Source organism: Blastococcus mobilis (assembly GCF_900188025.1).
Taxonomy (GTDB): Bacteria; Actinomycetota; Actinomycetes; order Mycobacteriales; family Geodermatophilaceae; genus Blastococcus_B; species Blastococcus_B mobilis.
In genome coordinates this window covers 55,942-73,249 of the sequence record NZ_FZNO01000012.1, presented here as the reverse complement: position 1 = coordinate 73,249, position 17,308 = coordinate 55,942, and the positions used below count along the sequence as shown (strand labels likewise).

Below are 17,308 nucleotides of genomic sequence, written 5' to 3'. Positions count from 1 at the left end.
AGCATTACCCGTGCTGCGGTCCGGAACCGCCGGGACCGGGTCGGATCAGGAACCGCAGCCGCCCGCGCCGCACGCGCAGCCGCCGCAGCCCGCCCGGACGGCCGGCACCGGCCGGGCGGCCACCGTGCGCAGGGCGGCGGCGCCGACGAGGACCGGCACGGCCAGGACGGCGACGGCCAGTGCGGCGATCACCGTGGCCACGTCGGCGGCCCGCTCCCAGTTCTGCCCCAGGCCGGTGGCGACCAGCAGCCCGGTCGTCAGGACCGCCCACACCAGCAGCGCCCGCCCGCCGCGGCGGGCCGTGCCACCGCGGGTGGTCAGCGCCGCCCCGGCCGCCAGCAGCAGGACGGGGACGGCGACCAGCAGCACGGCCGCGGCCAGGGCCGGGAACACGAGCGCGACGACGAGCGCCCCGGCGCCCCAGGCCACCGCGGTCCCCCCCAGCCCGCGCGCCCGAGCGGCCAGGTCGGAATCCTGCGCGGCCGACTGCGCGCCGCGCAGGAGCAGGGCTCCGCGGACGGCGAGGAAGAGGCCCAGCGCCCCCAGCAGCAGCCGCGCACCGGCGGGGCCCCAGAGGACCGCGGTGACGGCGACGGCGATCATCGCGACGCCGAGCCCGGCCCACAGGGGCCAGGTGCGCCGGGCGACCTCGGGGGCCATCGACTCGGTGCTGGTCGTCAGGATGCCGGTTCCGCCGTTCGCCACGAGCCCAGTGTCCCTCACCGTCAGCCCCGCCCCGGCACGGCGCCTCCGACCTGGGCGGAGATGCGCTTCCGCAGGCGCGGGAACCGTGCCGTGTGCCACTCTGAGCCGTTGTCGTCACGCCACCGAAGGAGCCGGTCATGAGCGTGCAGGGAGCGGCCGGGTCGGCCATGGGCGCCGCCCGCCAGGCCGGGGAGAGCGACGGCCTCGAGCACCTCGCCCGCGTCGGGCTGATCGCCTACGGGGTCGTGCACCTGCTGGTGGCCTGGCTGGCCCTGCAACTGGCCTGGGGTGGCGGCAGCGGCGAGTCGGCCGACCAGTCCGGCGCGATGCAGACCGTCGCCGAGTCACCGGTCGGCAAGCCCCTGCTGTGGATCATCGCCGTCGGGCTGATCGCCCTCGCGGTCTGGCAGGCCGCCGAGGTGCTGCGCTGGCGGCACGGCTGGTCGGCGTCGGGCAAGACCCGCACGAAAGCCGTCAAGAAGTCCGGCAAGGCCATCACCAAGGCGGTCATCTACGCCGCGCTGGCCGTCCTGGCCATCCGCTTCGCCACCGGTGGTGGCCAGTCGAGCTCCCAGCAGCAGCAACAGACCACGGCCGGTGTCTTCGGGTGGCCGGCCGGACGGTGGCTGGTGGGGGTCGCCGGGCTCGTCCTCATCGGTGTCGGCGCCTACCACGTCTACAAGGGCGTCACGAAGCGCTTCCTCAAGGAGATCGACACCGCCGGCAGCTCGCCGTCGGCGACCCGGCTGGTCACGCGCCTGGGGCAGGTCGGGTTCCCCGGCAAGGGCCTCGCCCTCGCGGTCGTCGGCGGCCTGCTCGCCTACGCCGCCGTCACGGTCGACCCGTCCAAGGCACGCGGTCTCGACGGCGCCCTGCACACGATCCTCGGGCTGCCGTTCGGTCAGTTCCTGCTCACCCTCGTCGCCGTCGGGATCGCCGCGTTCGGCGCCTACTGCTTCGTGCGGGCCCGCTACCCCGAGCGCACCTAGGCAGGGTCCCCGGTCGCCGCGGGGGCAGCCGTCCCGCACGATCAGCCCGTGCCCTCCGCCCGTTCACTGCTCGACCGCGTGCACGGCGCCGTCGGTCGGGCCCGAGCCGTCACCGACCATCCGGTCCTCACCCACCTGGCCCGCGCGGGGCTGATCGCCTACGGCGCGATGCACCTGCTGATCGGCTACCTCGCCGTCCGCATGGCCTGGCGGCTGCGCGGTGCCGACGCCGACCAGACCGGCGCACTGCAGACGGTGGCCGACGGTCCCGGCGGCCGGGTGCTGCTGTGGGTCATCGGCCTCGGCATGCTCGCCCTCGCGCTCTGGCAGGCCGGCGAGGTGCTGCTGTGGTGGCACGGGTTGCTGGACCGGGCGCACCGCCTCCGCACCGCGGTCGTGTGCGCCAAGTGCCTGGCGAAGGCGCTGGTCTACGCCGTCCTCGGGGTGACCGCCCTGCTGTTCGCCGTCGGGGCCGGCTACCAGGCCGACGAGCGGCTGAGCGACCTCACCGACGAGACGCTGGACATCCCCGGCGGCGGGGTGCTCGTGGCCGCGGTCGCCGCGGGGGTCGTCGTGGTCGGGCTCTATACGCTGGTGCGCGGGTTCACCGGCGGCTTCATGCGCGACATCGACCTGCCGGCCGCCCCCGATCGCTGGGAGCCCCTGATCGAGGGGATCGGCCGGGTCGGGTACGTCGCCAAGGGCATCGCCTTCGGGCTGGTCGGCGTCCTGCTGTGGCGGGCGGCCCGCTCGGCCGACGTCTCGACCGCGACCGGCCTCGACGGCGCCATGACGGTGATCGCCGGCGTCACCGCCGGGTCCTGGCTGCTCACCGCGGTCGCCGTCGGCTTCGGCGCGTTCGGGGTGTACGCGCTGGCCCGCGCCCGCTACCCCGACCGCGACCCGTCGTCCTGAACAAGGACCCCCTACCCTGCCGCTCGCTCCCTCGCGGCGGGCCCCTGCAGGGAGCCGTTACGCGCGGGGACCGCCGGCGACGTAGATGACCTGACCGGAGACGAATCCGGCGTCCTCGCTGACGAGGAACGAGACCGTGTGCGCGATGTCCTCGGGTCGGCCGGCCCGCGCGACCGGGATGGCCGCGGCGCGGGCCTGGACGTAGGGCTCCCACTCCTGGCCGAGCCGCGCGGCGGTCGCCTTCGTCATCTCGGTGACGATGAACCCGGGCGCGATCGCGTTCGCCGTGACCCCGAACTTCCCGAGTTCGATGGCGAGGGTCTTGGTGAAGCCCTGGAGTCCGGCCTTGGCGGTGGCGTAGTTGGCCTGACCGCGGTTGCCCAGAGCCGAGGTGCTGGACAGGTTGACGATCCGGCCCCATCCGGCCTCCGTCATGTGCCTCTGCACGGCACGGCTCATCAGGAACGCCCCCCGGAGATGCACGTGCATGACCAGGTCCCAGTCGGCGTCGGTCATCCGGAACAGCAGGTTGTCGCGCGTCACCCCCGCGTTGTTGACCAGCACCACCGGCGGGCCGAGTTCGGCGGCGACCCGGTCGACAGCGATCTGGACCTGCTCGGAGTCACCGACGTCGGCCCCCACGGCCAGCGCCCGCCCCCCGGCGGCCTCGATCTCCCCCACCGTGCCCTGGGCGTCGTCCTCGGAGAGGTCGAGGACGGCGACGGCGAACCCGTCCTCGGCCAGCCGCCGGGCGGTGGCGGCACCGATGCCACGGGCGGCACCGGTGACGATCGCGACACGGGAGCTGAGGGACGCAGTCATGCAGAACTCCTACTACTCGGAGGGAAAGCGGGGTCGGCCCCGTCCGGAGGCTCGCTGCGAGCCTGCGAGCGGTTCGGAGGGCCTCGTCCCGAGTCCCGCCCCGAGCATGCGAGGGGTGGGGAGGACGGGGTCCTTCTGGGGGTCCTTCTACGAGTGGCGGGGGGCAGCGGGGTCCTTCTTCAGACCCGCTCGAACAGCGCGGCCAGGCCCTGGCCGCCGCCGATGCACATCGTCTCCAGGCCGTACCGCGCGTCGCGGCGCTCCATCTCGCGCAACAACGTCGCGAGGATCCGCCCGCCGGTGGCGCCGACCGGGTGACCGAGGGAGATGCCCGAGCCGTTGACGTTGGTCCGCTCGAAGTCGCTCTCGGTGAAGCCCCACTCCCGGGTCACGGCGAGCACCTGGCTGGCGAAGGCCTCGTTGAGCTCGATCAGGTCGACGTCGGACAGCTTGACGTCGGCCTGGGCGAGCGCCTTGGCCGTCGCCGGCACCGGGCCGATCCCCATGGTCCTGGGCGGGACCCCGCCCACGCCCCAGGAGACCAGTCGCGCCAGCGGCCGCAGCCCCAGCTCGGCGGCCTTGTCCGGGTGGGTGACGACGCACACCGCGGCGCCGTCGTTCTGGCCACTGGCGTTGCCCGCGGTGACCGTGGCCTCGGGGTCGTCCTTGCCCATGATCGGGCGGAGCTTGGCGAGGGTCTCCACGTTCGAGTCGGGACGGATGTGCTCGTCACGGTCGACGACGATCTCGCTCTTCCGGCTCTTCACGGTGACCGGGACGATCTCGTCGGCGAACCGGCCGGCCTCGGCGGCGGCGGCCGCACGCTGGTGGCTGCGGACGGCGTACTCGTCCTGTTCCTCGCGGGAGATCTTGTACTCCCGGCGCAGGTTCTCCGCCGTCTCCAGCATCCCGCCGGGCACGGGATGGTTCTGCCCGCCGGCAGTGACCCGGCCCCGGGCCAGACCGTCCTGCAGCAGCACGCCCGGCCCGGCCTTGACCCCCCACCGCATGGCGGTCGAGTAGAACGGCGCGTTGCTCATCGACTCCGCACCACCGGCCAGGACGACGTCCGAGGTGCCCGACTGCACCTGCATTGCCGCGTAGACGACCGCCTGCAGGCCCGAGCCGCAGCGCCGGTCGATCTGCAGACCCGAGGCGGTCACGGGGAGTCCGGCGTCCAGCGCCGCGACGCGACCGATCGCGGGCGCGTCCATCGTCGGATAGCAGTGGCCGAGGAGGACGTCCTCCACCGACTCCGGCGGAAGGCCGGTGCGCTCCATGAGCGCCCGGATCACCGTCGCGGCGAGCTCCTGGGCCGGCACGTCCCGCAGTGATCCGCCGAAGCCCCCGACCGGGGTCCGCAACGGCTCGCAGATGACCGCATCCCGCACGGTGGTCCTCCCTGTTCCTCCACGACCGAGCCCGTCCCCCGGCAGGTGGGAGGGCAGGACCGAGTGTGCCCCGGCACGGAAGTGCCCGCGCGAGCACCCTGTCCGGACGCCGGTGGAAAGGTCAAGCGGTGCGGATCAAGCGGTGGGGATCAAGCGGTGGGGATCAAGCGACGCCCTGCCGAGTCGGCAGCGTGGCCGACCCGTCGACCCGCTCGGCCTTGAGCAGGTCCCAGAGGCCGGTGATCTGCAACGGGCGGATCACCGCACGGGACGAGGCCAGCACACGCATGGTCACGTCCTGGCGGACCGCCTGACGGTGGGCCGCGGCCAGGACGCAGAGGCCCGCCGAGTCGAGGAACGTGACCTGCCCGAGGTCGATGGTGAGCTCGCGGACGTCGCCGTCGAGCAGGGGCTCGATGTGCTGGCGGAGGACCGGGGCGGACGTGGAGTCGACCTCACCGGCGACGGTCACGCGGACGGTCGGGGGGGAGCCGGAGACGTCGATGGACACGAGGTCGGTGGGGGGCGGATCGAGTGAGGCTGCGGTCACGGGGGTGCCTCTCGTGGAGATGAATCGATCGGGGCCTCGTTGCTTGCTGGACCACGGCACCGGCGAGACGGCTGACTGTTGAACCGCACCCCCAACGTAGGGACGGGACCCCAGCACCGCAAGGGCCTGCCGATCACGCACCTCCCACGTGTCCCACCGCAGGCGACGCCGGTCGCCGTCGGCGACAGCGGATACTGGTCGACGTGTCCGTCGGATGGCTGGTGTGGGGCGTTGCTGCAGTCGTCGGGTCCGTGGCTGCTTTCGTCTATCTGGACCCGGTCCTCGCCGCGTTCGTGGCGATCGTGCTCGTGACCGCCCTGACCATGGCGTTCTTCGCCCGCGACTGGGACCGCCACTCCACCTTCGAACAGCGCGAGCTCGAGCGCGCCCGCCGGCGGGCGGAGAAGTGGGAGCGCGGCAAGGACGCCCGCGCACGCGACCGCGCCAAGTGGGAGGCCCACCGGGCGCGCCAGGAAGCGAAGCAGCGAGCGAAGGAGCAGCAAGCGAAGCAGGCGGCACAGCCGGAGCAGTAGCGGCCGGACAATTCGGTCGACCCGGCCACGCCCGCGCCCTAGCGTCTCGGACATGCGGTACTCCGTGCGCCTGCGCACCGTCTGAGCCCGATCTCCCGCGGAGCGGCCCCGCCGCCCGCCGTCCGCGCCCGTGTCGTCCCGGGCGCCACTCCTCCCCGCCGGCCGGGCTGCATCCGGCGTCCCCGGGCACCGCTGTGACCTCGTCGGAGGTACCCCGTGTCACGCCCGTCCCCGATCAGCGACGGCCCCGCCGCCGCTGCCCGCTCCTCGCTGCCGGAGGCCGAGACGGCGGCGTTCGACCGGCTCGCCGGCGCCGTCCTCGCCTCGCCCACCGCTCCGCTCGGGGCTCTCCTCCGGGCGCAGCTGCCCGGCGCCGCCGGCGTCCGCTGGTTGCACCAGGAGGGCCTGCCGCCGACCACCCGGCCGACGGCCCTCACCCCGGCACAGTGGCTGTCGCTCTACGAGTGCTGGAGCGCGGCCTCGCGGGCACCCGGACCCCGCGCACCGGCCGGACGGCGCGGCGGCCGCCCCTCGACGCAGGGCCACGCCCCGGGCGCGAGCGCCATCCCCCGCTGGGGCCAGTGAAAGGACCCCGTCCCTCTCACCCCTCGCAAGCTCGCGGCGAGCCTCCGGACGGGGCCACTGGTCCCGACCCCGTCCCTCACCACTTGCAAGCTCGCGGCGAGCCTCCGGACGGGGCCACTGGTCCCGACCCCGTCCCTCACCACTTGCAAGCTCGCGGCGAGCCTCCGGACGGGGCCACTGGTCCCGACCCCGTCCCTCACCACTTGCAAGCTCGCGGCGAGCCTCCGGACGGGGCCACTGGTCCCGACCCCGTCCCTCACCACTCGCAAGCTCGCGGCGAGCCTCCGGACGGGGCCACTGGTCCCGACCCCGTCCCTCTCACCCCTCGCAGGCTCGGGGCGGGACCCGGGACAGGGCCGCGCCCTTCAGCCGATGGCGTCCTCGGCGGCCAGCTCGGCGGCGCGGTCGGGAAAGGCGAACGCCTCGGCCAGGGCCTGCCGGCGCGACCACGCGCCGGCCCGCCAGGCGAGGGCCCGCCCGAGGCTCTCCGGGGTGCCGTCGACGTGGTCGGCGTCCTCCCCGGGCCACCAGGGAACCGGCCGGCCGTCGACGTCGAGGCCGTCGTGGAGCTCGACCTCGCCGGTCAGCTCGGCGACGTCCAGCCGGGCTGCGGCCAGTGCTGCTCCGGGGAGATCCGCCCAGCGGCGACGCTCCCCCCGCCCGGTCACCGTGCCGCGCACCAGTTCGCCGGCCAGGGGCAGGTCGAGCAGGTCCGCGACGGCGCCCGGGGCGCCTGCGGCCGGCACGAGGGGCTTTCGGACCAGTGGCTGTAGGTACGGAGCGTCGAGCACCACGGCGTCCTCGACGACCCGGTCGGGGGCCACGCGCACCCGGTCGGGCGGATCGACGTCGATCCCGTCGAGAGCGTCGGCCAGCTGCGCATAGACCGTGCGCAGCACGCCCGGACGCACGGTGCGGGCCGGATCCCCGAGCCGGTCGAGCAGGTCGATGGCGCCGTCGACGTCGGCCAGGACGTCGGCCACGCTGCCCGGCGGGCGGAGCAGCGCGAGGACCTCCGGAGCCGCCGTCGCAGATTCGTACAGTCCCTGTAATTCTTCGCTCTCCGGGTGCCGGAGCCGGTCGGGACGCTCGCCGCCCAGGACCGGGTGGGTCGAGAGCCACCAGCGCAGATAACCCGGCACGGCGACGCCGCCGACGACGACGTCCGCCCACGCCTCGGGAGGCAGCGATGCCAGCAACGGCAGCGCGCCGGCCCAGTCCGCCACCAGTTCGAGGTCGCGGACGGCGGTGAGCAACGGCCACTGCGGCGGGGGCGCGTCGTGCGGAAGTCGGTCCAGAACCGCGTCGGCCCAGCGGTCGGCGCCGTCGACGTCGAGCTCGTCGGGGTCCTCGGCGCGTACCAGCGCGAAGGTGTCGAGCACGCCGACGGCCCGGAGCGCATCGGGATCGGCGGTTGCCGCGGTCTCGGCCTCGAGCACGCCCAGCGAGCCCTCGGCGAGGACGGCCGCCAACGGCGATCCCGGCAGCACCAGCTCCCCCGCCGGTGCCCAGCCGCCGTCGGCGTCGGGCAGGGCGAGCCCGGCGAGCCAGGGCAGCTCCCCCACCGCCGGCCGGGCCACCGCCACGAGGGCGAGCACGGCCTCGGCCAGCTCCTCCGGCTCGGGCGAACCGTCGACGGCGTGGTCGACGATGTCCATCGAGGTCTCGACGGCGGCGCGCACCGCCGGGTCGGCGAGCACGGCGACCGCGGTGGCCGGCTGCGCGCCCAGCCGTTCGAGCAGGCGGCGGGCCGCGGGCGGGGCGACCGCCTCCGGCTCGGCCAGCCGGAGGCCCAGCGCGCCCAGCCGGTGCACCGGCAGCCCGGCCTCCGGCAGCAGCACGCCGGCCGGTCCGTGGGCGGTCCGCCCGTCGGCCAGCGGCACCGGCAGCGCGCCGAGTTCCTCGCGGTCGGCACCGTCGAGGGCGGCGTACAGGCCGGCCCACCAGGACGGCAGCCGATCCACACCCCGCACCGCCTCCACCGCCGCCGCGGTCCCGATGCGGCGGACGCCCAGCGCCGTCAGCGACCGCGAGTCCGAGCGGCGGGACCAGCCCGCGGGGAGCAGGCCCGGGACGACGTCGGCGAGCGCGGCGACCCGCTCCTCGGTGGGGTCGTCCAGGGCTGCGGCGCGGTCGGGCGCCTGCCGGGCCGTCGGGTCCGCGGCGACGGGGAGCCAGGAGGTGGCACGCAACTGCTCGAGCACCGCGGCGCAGAGGGCGGCGTCCAGTTCCGCCCCGGCCAGACCGACCTGCGGCACCAGGGCGAGCACCGCGGGGTCGGCCGGCAGCCCGACGACCAGGTCCGCGCACGTCCCGGCGGCCGCGGCCACCAGCGCGTCCGTGACCGGCCCCGGGGCCACGTGCCGGCGGTCGGGGCCGAGCGGGAAGGGGGCGATCAGCCGCACGGGCAGCGACAGCGGCTCGTCGCTCGGGGTGGGCGCGTGCACCACCTGCCCGGACGGGAGCGGACGCGGCCGCCCCTCCTGGTCGAGGGGCACCGCGGCCGTCACCGTCCAGGCTCGACGGGACCGCTCCTCCACGGGGCGGTCGGCCAGGAGCTCGGCGGGCAGCTCGCCGGACCGCTCGGCAATCGCCCAGGTCGTCCCGCCGCCGTCGGTGATCCGCGCGGACCGGGCCGAACGCTCGATGCGCAGGCAGCGCTGCGCGCCGTCCACGATCACGTCGATCCCCGCCAGTCCCGGGAGCGCCAGCAGCAGCTCCGCGGGGAGTGCGTCCAGGGCGGCCGCGACGACGGGCGGCGCGCCGTCCCGCAGCGGGAGCACGACCTCGGTGGTGAACCCGTCCGGCGGGGCGCCTTCGGCCGGCCACGGCAGCCGCAGCACGGGAGCCGCACCGCCACGACGGGCCACCTCGGCGGCGAGCGCCGGGACGGCGACGACCTCGTCGTGGGTCTGCGCGGCGCTGAACCGCACGCCGCCCGCCGCCGACAGCACGGCGGGCTCGTCGGTGACCGCCAGCACCGCGGCGAAGCCGACCCCGAAGCGGCCGACGCTGCCGGTCTCGTCGCGCTTGACCGAGGCGCGCAGCGTGGCCAGCCCCTGCACGCCACCCTCGTCCAGCGGGGCTCCGGTGTTGGCTGCCCGCAGCGTTCCTGCGTCCAGTTCCAGGCGCAGCCGGCCGGGCACTCCCCCGCGGACGGCGGCGTCGGCGGCGTTCTGCGCGAGCTCGACCAGCAACCGGTCGCGGTAGCCGCCCCGGACGAGGTCCTCCTCGGCGTTCGCGTCCTCGCGGAAGCGCGCCGGATCCTCGGCCCAGGCCGCCAGCACCCGGCGACGGATCTCCGCGGTGCCGAACGGGTCGCCCGGGGCGCCGTCGATCGCGGTCTGCATGCTCCGCCTTCCCTGCACCGGGCCGGCAGGCCCACTCGCCGCCGACCCTAGTTCGGCGCCCCCGTCGGATCTTCCCGACCACCGGGTGACACGGAGGTTCGGAGCATTCCGGCAACGAGGCGGCTCGCCTCCAACGGGCTGCGGCACGGCGGCGCGCCCGTCGCCACGTCGCTCAGCCGGACCGGCGACCTGTGGCTCCTGGCGGTCAGCGACTCCTCGACGGGGGTTCTCCCGATCCCCGCCCAGGGCCGCGATCCGGGGCTCGGGGGCTTGGGGCTCCACCTCGTCGCCGACCTCTCCCTGCGGCACGGCTGGTTCCAGGCGCGCGGCACCGTGACGGTCTGGGCCGTCATCGACGCCGACGACCGCGTCGACGGGGCGACCTCGCCCGGTCGGGTCGCCTCTCCTGCCAGGCAAGTGACCCGCGGGTAACCTCCGTCACCATGTCGCTCGTCGAGCAGATGGACGCGGTCACCGACGCCTCCGCGGGAACCGTCGACCGCCACGCCACCACGCAGACCTTCGAATCCACGAACCCTGCCTCCGGCGCGGTCGTCGGCGTCTTCCCGGTGCACGACGCCGATGCCGTGAACGAGGCCGTCGAGCGGGCTCGCGCGGCCGCCACGCACTGGGGCGAGCTGGGTTTCGACGGGCGCAAGGAGCGCTTGTCGGCCTACCGCGGCTATCTCGCCCGGCGCATGAACGAGCTGGCCGACCTCGTCCACCGCGAGAACGGCAAGCCGCACGGTGACGCGATCCTCGAGATCACCCTCGCCATCGACCACCTGGCCTGGGCCGGCGCGCATGCCCGCAAGACGCTCGGCCCGCGCCGGGTGAGGGCCGGGATGCTCGCGGCCAACCACGCCGCCTACCTGGAGTACCAGCCGCTGGGCGTCATCGGCGTGATCGGGCCGTGGAACTACCCCGTGTTCACACCCATGGGCTCGATCGCGTACGCGCTGGCCGCGGGCAACGCCGTCGTCTTCAAGCCGTCGGAGTACACGCCCGCCGTCGGCGCGTGGCTGGCCGCCGCCTGGCGGGCCGCGGTCCCCGACGCCGCCGACGCCTTCCAGGTCGTCACGGGCTACGGCGAGACCGGCGCAGCGCTGTGCCGTGCGGGAGTCGGCAAGCTGGCCTTCACCGGGTCCGCGCCGACCGGCCGCAAGGTCATGGCCACGTGCGCGGAGACCCTCACCCCGGTGCTCATGGAGCTCGGCGGCAAGGACGCGATGATCGTCGACGACGACGCCGACGTGGTCGCCGCGGCCGACGCCGCCGTCTGGGGCTCGATGAGCAACGCCGGCCAGACGTGCATCGGGATCGAGCGGGTCTACGCGACCAGCGCCGTCTACGACCGCTTCGTCGCCGAGGTCACCGCCCAGGTGCGCAGCCTGCGCCCCGGTTCGGACGACGAGGCGCACTACGGTCCGATGACGATGGCCGCGCAGGGCGACATCGTCCGCCGGCACGTCTCCCACGTGGCGGCCAGCGGGCGGGTGGTGCGCGGCGAGGCCGACCCGGCCCTGTTCCCGAACGAGAACTACCTCGCTCCGGCCGTGCTCCTCGACGTGCCCGAGTCCTCCCCCGCGGTGCGCGAGGAGACCTTCGGGCCGACGCTGACCATCACGAAGGTCCGCGACGCCGAGGACGCGCTCGAGCGCGCCAACGCCACCTCCTACGGCCTGGCCGGCGCGGTGTTCTCCGGCTCCAAGGCGCGGGCCATGGACCTCGCCCGCCGGATGCGCAGCGGCATGACGTCGGTGAACTCCGTGCTGACGTTCGCCTCCATCCCGGCCCTGCCCTTCGGCGGGGTCGGCGAGAGCGGCTTCGGCCGGATCCACGGGGAGGACGGCCTGAAGGAGTTCACCCGCGCGAAGGCGATCACCCGCCAGCGGGTCGCGTTGCCGGTGAACCTGATGAGCTTCAGCCGCCCTGCCTCGGCCACCGACGCGGTCGCCCGCGTCATGGGCCTGATCCACGGGCGCCACCGGTGAGCGCGCCCCTCGACGGCCGGCCGGACAGCGCCGGCCGGGACGAGTTCGACGTCGTCGTCGTCGGCGCGGGATCGGCCGGCTGCGCGGTGGCCGGCCGGCTGTCGGAGGACCCGACGCTGCGGGTGCTGCTGCTCGAGGCGGGTGGCTCCGACGACGTCCTCGAGGTGCAGGTGCCGGCCGCGCTCTACAAGACCTTCCGCACCCGACTGGACTGGAACTACACGACCGAGCCCCAGCCGGGTCTCGACGGCCGGAAGCTGTTCTGGCCCCGGGGCAAGCTGCTGGGCGGCTCGTCGTCGATCAACGCGATGATCTACATCCGGGGCGCGCGGGCCGACTACGACGAGTGGGCCGAGCTGACCGGCGACCCGTCCTGGTCCTACGACCACGTGCTCCCGCTGTTCCGACGCATGGAGGACAACGCCCGCGGGGCCGACCGCTTCCACGGTGTCGGTGGGCCGCTGCGGGTGGAGGACCTGCGGTCACCGCACCCGTGGACCCGCGCCGTCGTCCAGTCGGCGGTGGCCGCCGGCTACCCGCGCAACGACGACTTCAACGGCGCCACCCAGGAGGGCGTCGGCCAGTACCAGGTGACGCAGAAGCGGGGACGCCGCTGGTCGTCGGCCGACGCCTACCTGCATCCCGCGGAGCGCCGGCCCAACCTGACCGTCCGGACCGGCGCGCTCACCACCCGGGTGCTCGTGGAGAACGGCCGCGCGACCGGGGTCGAGTACCGGTCCGGTGGGCGGGTGCACACCGCGTACGCCGCCCGCGAGGTCGTGCTCTCCGGCGGCGCGGTCAACTCCCCCCACCTGCTGATGCTCTCGGGCATCGGCCCGGCCGACCATCTGCGCGAGGTCGGCGTCGAGGTGGTCCACGACCTGCCCGGCGTCGGCGGGGGTCTGCAGGACCACCCGCTCGTGCCGGTCGTGTGGAACGTGCGGTCGGGCAAGTCCCTGTTCCGCGCGGAGTCGCCCTCGGGCTACGCCAAGTGGTTCGGCGCCCGCCGTGGACCGCTGACCTCCAACCTGGCCGAGGCCGGGTTGTTCACCCGGTCGGTGCCGGAGTTGCCCGAACCGGACCTGCAGTTCCACTTCCTGCCGGTCAAGTACTGGAAGCAGGCCGAGGTCGACCCCGACGTCGACGCCTTCACCGCGGCGGTCGTGCTGGTGCACGTGCACTCGCGGGGCTCGGTGCGGCTGCGGTCGGCCGACCCGTCCTGGGCGCCGGCGATCGACGCCGGATACCTGACCGACGAGCGCGACCTCGAGGCCCTGGTGTCCGGCGTGGAGAAGGCCCGCGACATCGCGGCGGTCGGCCCGCTCGCGTCCGTGCTGGCCGACGAGTGGTCGCCGGGCGGCACCGTGCACGGCCGGGACGCCCTCCGGGAGACGGTCAAGAACACCATGGAGTCGCTGTACCACCCGGTGTCCTCCTGCCGGATGGGCACCGACGAGCAGGCGGTCGTGGACTCCCAGCTCCGGGTGCGCGGCATCGAGGGCCTCCGCGTGGTCGACGCGTCGGTGATGCCGACGCTGGTGCGGGGCAACACGAACGCTCCGACGATCATGATCGCCGAGCGTGCCGCCGACCTGATCCTGGGCCGCACCGTCGACCCGGCGCTGGCCGCCGCCGGCTGAGCTCCTCGGTCGGCGAGCGGCTCTCGGGTTCCGTCTCTTCGCCGACTACGCCGAGGACGCCGTGCTCATCACCCCGCAAGGAGCGGTCCGTGGAAGGCAGGCTGTCCGCGAGGCGTTCACCGCGATGCTCGGTCAGATCCCGGACGCGACGTTCGACGTCTACACGCGGATCTACGAGGGCGACGTCCTGCTCACCGAATGGACCGCCATCGGAAGCAACGCCCGGATCACCGACGGCGTCGATACGCTGGTCTTCCGCGACGACGAGATCCGGGTGCAGACGGTGCGATTCACACTCGAATCCACGGCCTGACGTCGTCCCGCCACACCGCTCAGCCGTGGGCCTGGGCGGCTGCGGCCTCCTGGGGGTCGGTCGGGAGCGCAGTCTCGGGAGGCGGCGGCGGGTTCCGGCGGATGGCGATCGACGCGGCCGCGGCGACCATGCACAGCCCGCCGGCGAGGAACCACGCCAGGTCGTAGGAGCCGGTGACGTCGCGGATGACGCCACCGCCGAACGCCGCCGCCGCCGAGCCGAGCTGGTGGGAGGCGAACACCCACCCGAAGACGACCGGTGCGCGGGCGCCGAAGTGCTCGCGGCAGAGCGCCAGCGTCGGCGGCACGGTGGCCACCCAGTCCAGGCCGTAGAAGACGATGAACGCGATCATGCTGACGTGCAGGTCGGGCCCGAACAGGGTCGGCAGCGCGAACAGCGAGAGGCCGCGCAGGCCGTAGTAGGCCAGCAGCAGCACCCGCGGGTCGACCCGGTCGGTGAGCCAGCCGGAGAAGATCGTGCCCGCGATGTCGAAGAGACCGACGACCGCGAGCAGGCCCGCCGCCGTCGTCACCGGCATGCCGTGGTCGTGCGCGGCCGGGATGAAGTGCGGCTGCACCAGCCCGTTGGTCGACATCCCGCAGATGAAGAAGCCGACGGCCAGCAGCCAGAACGGGCGGGACCGCGCCGCGACGACCAGTCCCTGGACCGCCGCGCGGGCGGCACCGGTGCGCACGGGGTCGACGTCGTCTGCCGCCGTCCCCCCGTACGGGACGACGCCGAGGTCGCGAGGCCGGTCCCGCAGCAGCCAGGCCACCAGCGGGAGGACGGCGAGGGCGGCCGCGGTCGTGCCGAGGGAGGCCGCCCGCCATCCCCACACGGAGTCCACCCAGGCCACCAGGGGCAGGAAGATCAGCTGCCCGGCCGCGCCACCGGCGGTGAGGATCCCCGAGACCAGTCCTCGCCGGGCCACGAACCAGCGGCCGGTCACCGTCGCCACCAGCGACAGCGCCATCGACCCGGTCCCGAGCCCGACCAGCACGCCCCACAGCAGGAGCAGCTGCCAGCTCGCGGTCATGAAGACGGTCAGGCCGCTGCCCAGGGCGACGACGAGCAGCGCGGACATGACGACGCGGCGGATGCCGAACCGCTCCATCAGCGCCGCGGCGAACGGCGCGGTGAGTCCGTACAGCGCCATGTTGACCGCGACGGCGGCCGAGATCGTGGAGACCGACCAGCCGAACTCCTCGCGCAGCGGGTCGATCAGGACGCCGGGCACGGCCCGGAACGCGGCGGCGCCGACCAGCGCCAGGAACGTCACCGCGGCCACCCACCAGGCGGGATGGATGCGGTGCGTGGGCGACGCGGCGGGCTGGTCGAGCGCGGTCACGGCGACCAGCATGGCCTGCGGGCACCCGGGACGGGACGAGCAGGTCGGCCGGATACCGCCGATATCCGGCCACCACCGCCGCCGGAGCGGCCATGGTGGCCACTTCGGCCGTGAGGCGGCGCTCACCCGATGTGACCGGGGACTCCGCGTCAGTGGGCACACGCTGCGTCGATCTCTGGTTGAGTGAGGTGTACCGGCGCCGCCCTCGCTCATCCGGAGCGGCAGGAAACGACGTCGGGCTGAGGCTGCGCCACCGAGGTGCGCCCGGCTGTCCGACGTCTCGCGACGATGTGAGCCCGCCCTGCCCACCGCGCAGGTGCGCCCGCGCTCGCTTCCGCCGAGGTCGTCGTGCGGCCACTCGAGCGTCGAGGAACCGATGACTTCGCAGAACGTCTCCCCGTCCACCCACAGCAACGCCGACGACCGCCCCCGGCGTCGTCGCGGCGGCCGCGGCCGGGGTGCCCGCCCCACCGGCGAGCAGCAGCACACCCAGCACCCGGCCCCCACCGCGCCGGTCGTCCCGGCGCCCGCCGTCGTGCCGATCGGCAGTGACGCCACCGTCCTCCCCACCGACACCACTTTCGAGGCCCTCGGCGTCCCCGCCCCCCTCGTGGAGGTGCTCACGGGCAGCGGCATCACCGCGCCGTTCCCGATCCAGGTCGCGACGCTGCCCGACAGCCTCGGCGGCCGTGACGTGCTCGGTCGCGGCCGCACGGGCTCGGGCAAGACCCTGGCCTTCAGCATCCCGCTGGTCGCGCGCCTCGCCGCGTCGGACAGCAAGCGGCTGCCCAAGCGGCCGCGGTCGCTGATCCTCGTCCCGACCCGCGAGCTGGCCAACCAGGTCGCCGCGGTCGTCGACCCGATGGCCCGCGCCCTCGGCATGCGGACGACGACGATCTTCGGCGGCGTCGGCCAGAACCCGCAGGTGCACGCCCTCGCCGGCGGCATCGACGTGCTGATCGCCTGTCCCGGCCGGCTCGAGGACCTCATCGGCCAGGGCCACTGCGACCTGGGCGCCGTCGAGATCACGATCCTGGACGAGGCCGACCACATGGCCGACCTGGGCTTCCTGCCCGGCGTCAAGCGCCTGATGGACCGCACCCCCAAGGTCGGCCAGCGGCTGCTCTTCTCGGCCACCCTGGACAACGGCGTCGACGTCCTCGTCAAGCGCTACCTGTCCGACCCGATCACGCACTCGGTCGACCCGGCCGTGGCCCCGGTCAGCACCATGACCCACCACGTCCTGCAGGTGCAGAACGCCGACAAGGCCGAGGTCGTCCGCCAGCTCGCCTCCGGCCTGGGTCGCAGCGTGCTGTTCACCCGCACCAAGCACCAGGCCAAGAAGCTCGCCAAGCAGCTCACCGCCCAGGGCATCCCGGCGGTCGACCTGCACGGCAACCTCAGCCAGAACGCCCGTGAGCGCAACCTCGAGGCGTTCACCACCGGGGCCAGCCGCGTGCTCTGCGCCACCGACATCGCCGCCCGCGGCATCCACGTCGACGACGTCGCCCTCGTCGTGCACGTCGACCCGCCGGCCGAGCACAAGGCCTACCTGCACCGCTCGGGCCGCACCGCCCGAGCCGGTGCGGAGGGCGCCGTGGTCACCGTCTCCACGCCCGACCAGGCCGGCGAGGTCCGCACGCTCGCCCGGCAGGCCGGCATCAGCCCGAAGGTGAGCGCCGTCGGTCCGGGTGCCCCGGAGATCGCGGCGCTGACCGGGCCGGCCGCCCCCTACGTCGAGCCGGCGCCGGCCCCCGAACCGCAGCCGCAGGGTCAGGGCGGCGGCCGTCGCCGTCGCGGCGGCTCGGGTGGCGGCTCGTCGACCGGTTCCTCGAACGGGAACTCCTCGAGCGGCGCCCGCGGGGGCTCCGGCCGGTCGAGCGGCCCGGCACGCACCCGCGCCGAGCTCGCCGCTCGCGCCGGTTCGTCGTCGGCCGCCTCCTTCAGCGCCCGCTCCCGCCGCGGCGGCCGCTGACGCCAGCGGGAGAGGGGTGGCGGGCGCGGACCGCGGCGACGAGGGCCGCTGCCGACCGGTCGACGCCGGCCACCCCGCCAGGCCGTCCGGGGTCCTTCACCGGGACGAGGTCTTGCCGAGCCGACGATTGGCCGACGGGCCGATGGGCACTGAGCCCGACGAACGACCATCCGCTGAAGCCTCTGGACGAGCCTTCCC

At 74.7% G+C, this 17,308-nt stretch carries 13 protein-coding genes and 1 pseudogene; 8 read left to right on the top strand and 6 right to left on the bottom strand.

Annotation, left to right across the window (positions count from 1 at the left end; all coding sequences use genetic code 11):
• Nucleotides 1-45: 45 nt before the first annotated feature.
• Nucleotides 46-705, bottom strand: a complete 660-nt coding sequence (locus tag CHB94_RS24525) for a hypothetical protein (RefSeq protein WP_141137479.1) — start codon at nucleotides 703-705, stop codon at nucleotides 46-48.
• Between the two features lie 137 nt (nucleotides 706-842).
• Here CHB94_RS24525 and CHB94_RS12365 point away from each other — a divergent pair, with 137 nt between their 5' ends.
• Nucleotides 843-1,694 (top strand): DUF1206 domain-containing protein, encoded by an 852-nt coding sequence (locus tag CHB94_RS12365; RefSeq protein WP_089336873.1) that lies wholly within the window; start codon nucleotides 843-845, stop codon nucleotides 1,692-1,694.
• 48 nt (nucleotides 1,695-1,742) lie between these two features.
• Entirely contained in the window at nucleotides 1,743-2,609 is an 867-nt protein-coding gene (locus CHB94_RS12360; protein ID WP_089336872.1) for a DUF1206 domain-containing protein, read from the top strand.
• Nucleotides 2,610-2,666: 57 nt separating this feature from the next.
• Here the strand turns inward: CHB94_RS12360 and fabG are convergent, their stop codons facing one another.
• From fabG to CHB94_RS25170, 3 genes are all read right to left on the bottom strand, one after another.
• Nucleotides 2,667-3,431, bottom strand: coding sequence for a 3-oxoacyl-ACP reductase FabG (gene fabG, locus CHB94_RS12355; protein WP_089336871.1), 765 nt, complete (start codon nucleotides 3,429-3,431; stop codon nucleotides 2,667-2,669).
• Nucleotides 3,432-3,610: 179 nt separating this feature from the next.
• On the bottom strand, nucleotides 3,611-4,822 hold the full coding sequence (locus CHB94_RS12350) for an acetyl-CoA C-acetyltransferase (protein WP_089336870.1): 1,212 nt from the start codon (nucleotides 4,820-4,822) through the stop codon (nucleotides 3,611-3,613).
• A gap of 163 nt (nucleotides 4,823-4,985) precedes the next feature.
• Complete coding sequence (locus CHB94_RS25170) at nucleotides 4,986-5,372, bottom strand: STAS domain-containing protein (RefSeq protein WP_176445535.1); 387 nt, start codon at nucleotides 5,370-5,372, stop codon at nucleotides 4,986-4,988.
• A gap of 203 nt (nucleotides 5,373-5,575) precedes the next feature.
• On the opposite strand from CHB94_RS25170, the gene CHB94_RS25165 reads away from it, so the two are divergent.
• On the top strand, nucleotides 5,576-5,905 hold the full coding sequence (locus CHB94_RS25165; protein WP_176445534.1) for a hypothetical protein: 330 nt from the start codon (nucleotides 5,576-5,578) through the stop codon (nucleotides 5,903-5,905).
• 216 nt (nucleotides 5,906-6,121) lie between these two features.
• Nucleotides 6,122-6,490, top strand: coding sequence for a hypothetical protein (locus CHB94_RS12340; protein ID WP_089336868.1), 369 nt, complete (start codon nucleotides 6,122-6,124; stop codon nucleotides 6,488-6,490).
• A gap of 365 nt (nucleotides 6,491-6,855) precedes the next feature.
• Here CHB94_RS12340 and CHB94_RS12335 read toward each other — a convergent pair whose 3' ends face one another.
• Nucleotides 6,856-9,840, bottom strand: coding sequence for a sacsin N-terminal ATP-binding-like domain-containing protein (locus tag CHB94_RS12335; protein ID WP_089336867.1), 2,985 nt, complete (start codon nucleotides 9,838-9,840; stop codon nucleotides 6,856-6,858).
• 443 nt (nucleotides 9,841-10,283) lie between these two features.
• Here CHB94_RS12335 and CHB94_RS12330 point away from each other — a divergent pair, with 443 nt between their 5' ends.
• From CHB94_RS12330 to CHB94_RS12320, 3 genes and pseudogenes are all read left to right on the top strand, one after another.
• The gene (locus CHB94_RS12330) at nucleotides 10,284-11,834 is read left to right on the top strand and encodes an aldehyde dehydrogenase family protein (RefSeq protein WP_089336866.1); all 1,551 of its coding nucleotides are present in this window, start codon (nucleotides 10,284-10,286) and stop codon (nucleotides 11,832-11,834) included.
• Nucleotides 11,831-13,474, top strand: coding sequence for a GMC family oxidoreductase (locus CHB94_RS12325; protein ID WP_089336865.1), 1,644 nt, complete (start codon nucleotides 11,831-11,833; stop codon nucleotides 13,472-13,474). Before CHB94_RS12330 ends, CHB94_RS12325 begins: the two co-directional genes overlap by 4 nt.
• 55 nt (nucleotides 13,475-13,529) lie before the next feature.
• A pseudogene (locus CHB94_RS12320) lies at nucleotides 13,530-13,787 on the top strand (nuclear transport factor 2 family protein); the annotation flags it as partial.
• Between the two features lie 19 nt (nucleotides 13,788-13,806).
• Here the strand turns inward: CHB94_RS12320 and CHB94_RS12315 are convergent.
• Nucleotides 13,807-15,135 (bottom strand): MFS transporter, encoded by a 1,329-nt coding sequence (locus CHB94_RS12315; RefSeq protein WP_254920598.1) that lies wholly within the window; start codon nucleotides 15,133-15,135, stop codon nucleotides 13,807-13,809.
• A 376-nt stretch (nucleotides 15,136-15,511) separates the two neighbouring features.
• On the opposite strand from CHB94_RS12315, the gene CHB94_RS12310 reads away from it, so the two are divergent.
• Nucleotides 15,512-17,110, top strand: a complete 1,599-nt coding sequence (locus CHB94_RS12310) for a DEAD/DEAH box helicase (protein ID WP_303395985.1) — start codon at nucleotides 15,512-15,514, stop codon at nucleotides 17,108-17,110.
• The last annotated feature ends 198 nt before the right edge of the window (nucleotides 17,111-17,308 follow it).

Excerpts from the sequence above, each read along its gene's own strand:
- CHB94_RS12365 (WP_089336873.1), top strand. The coding sequence starts at position 843 with ATGAGCGTGCAGGGAGCGGCCGGGTCGGCCATGGGCGCCGCCCGCCAG.
- CHB94_RS12310 (WP_303395985.1), top strand. The coding sequence starts at position 15,512 with ATGACTTCGCAGAACGTCTCCCCGTCCACCCACAGCAACGCCGACGAC.
- fabG (WP_089336871.1), bottom strand. The coding sequence starts at position 3,431 with ATGACTGCGTCCCTCAGCTCCCGTGTCGCGATCGTCACCGGTGCCGCC.
- CHB94_RS12330 (WP_089336866.1), top strand. The coding sequence starts at position 10,284 with ATGTCGCTCGTCGAGCAGATGGACGCGGTCACCGACGCCTCCGCGGGA.
- CHB94_RS12335 (WP_089336867.1), bottom strand. The coding sequence starts at position 9,840 with ATGCAGACCGCGATCGACGGCGCCCCGGGCGACCCGTTCGGCACCGCG.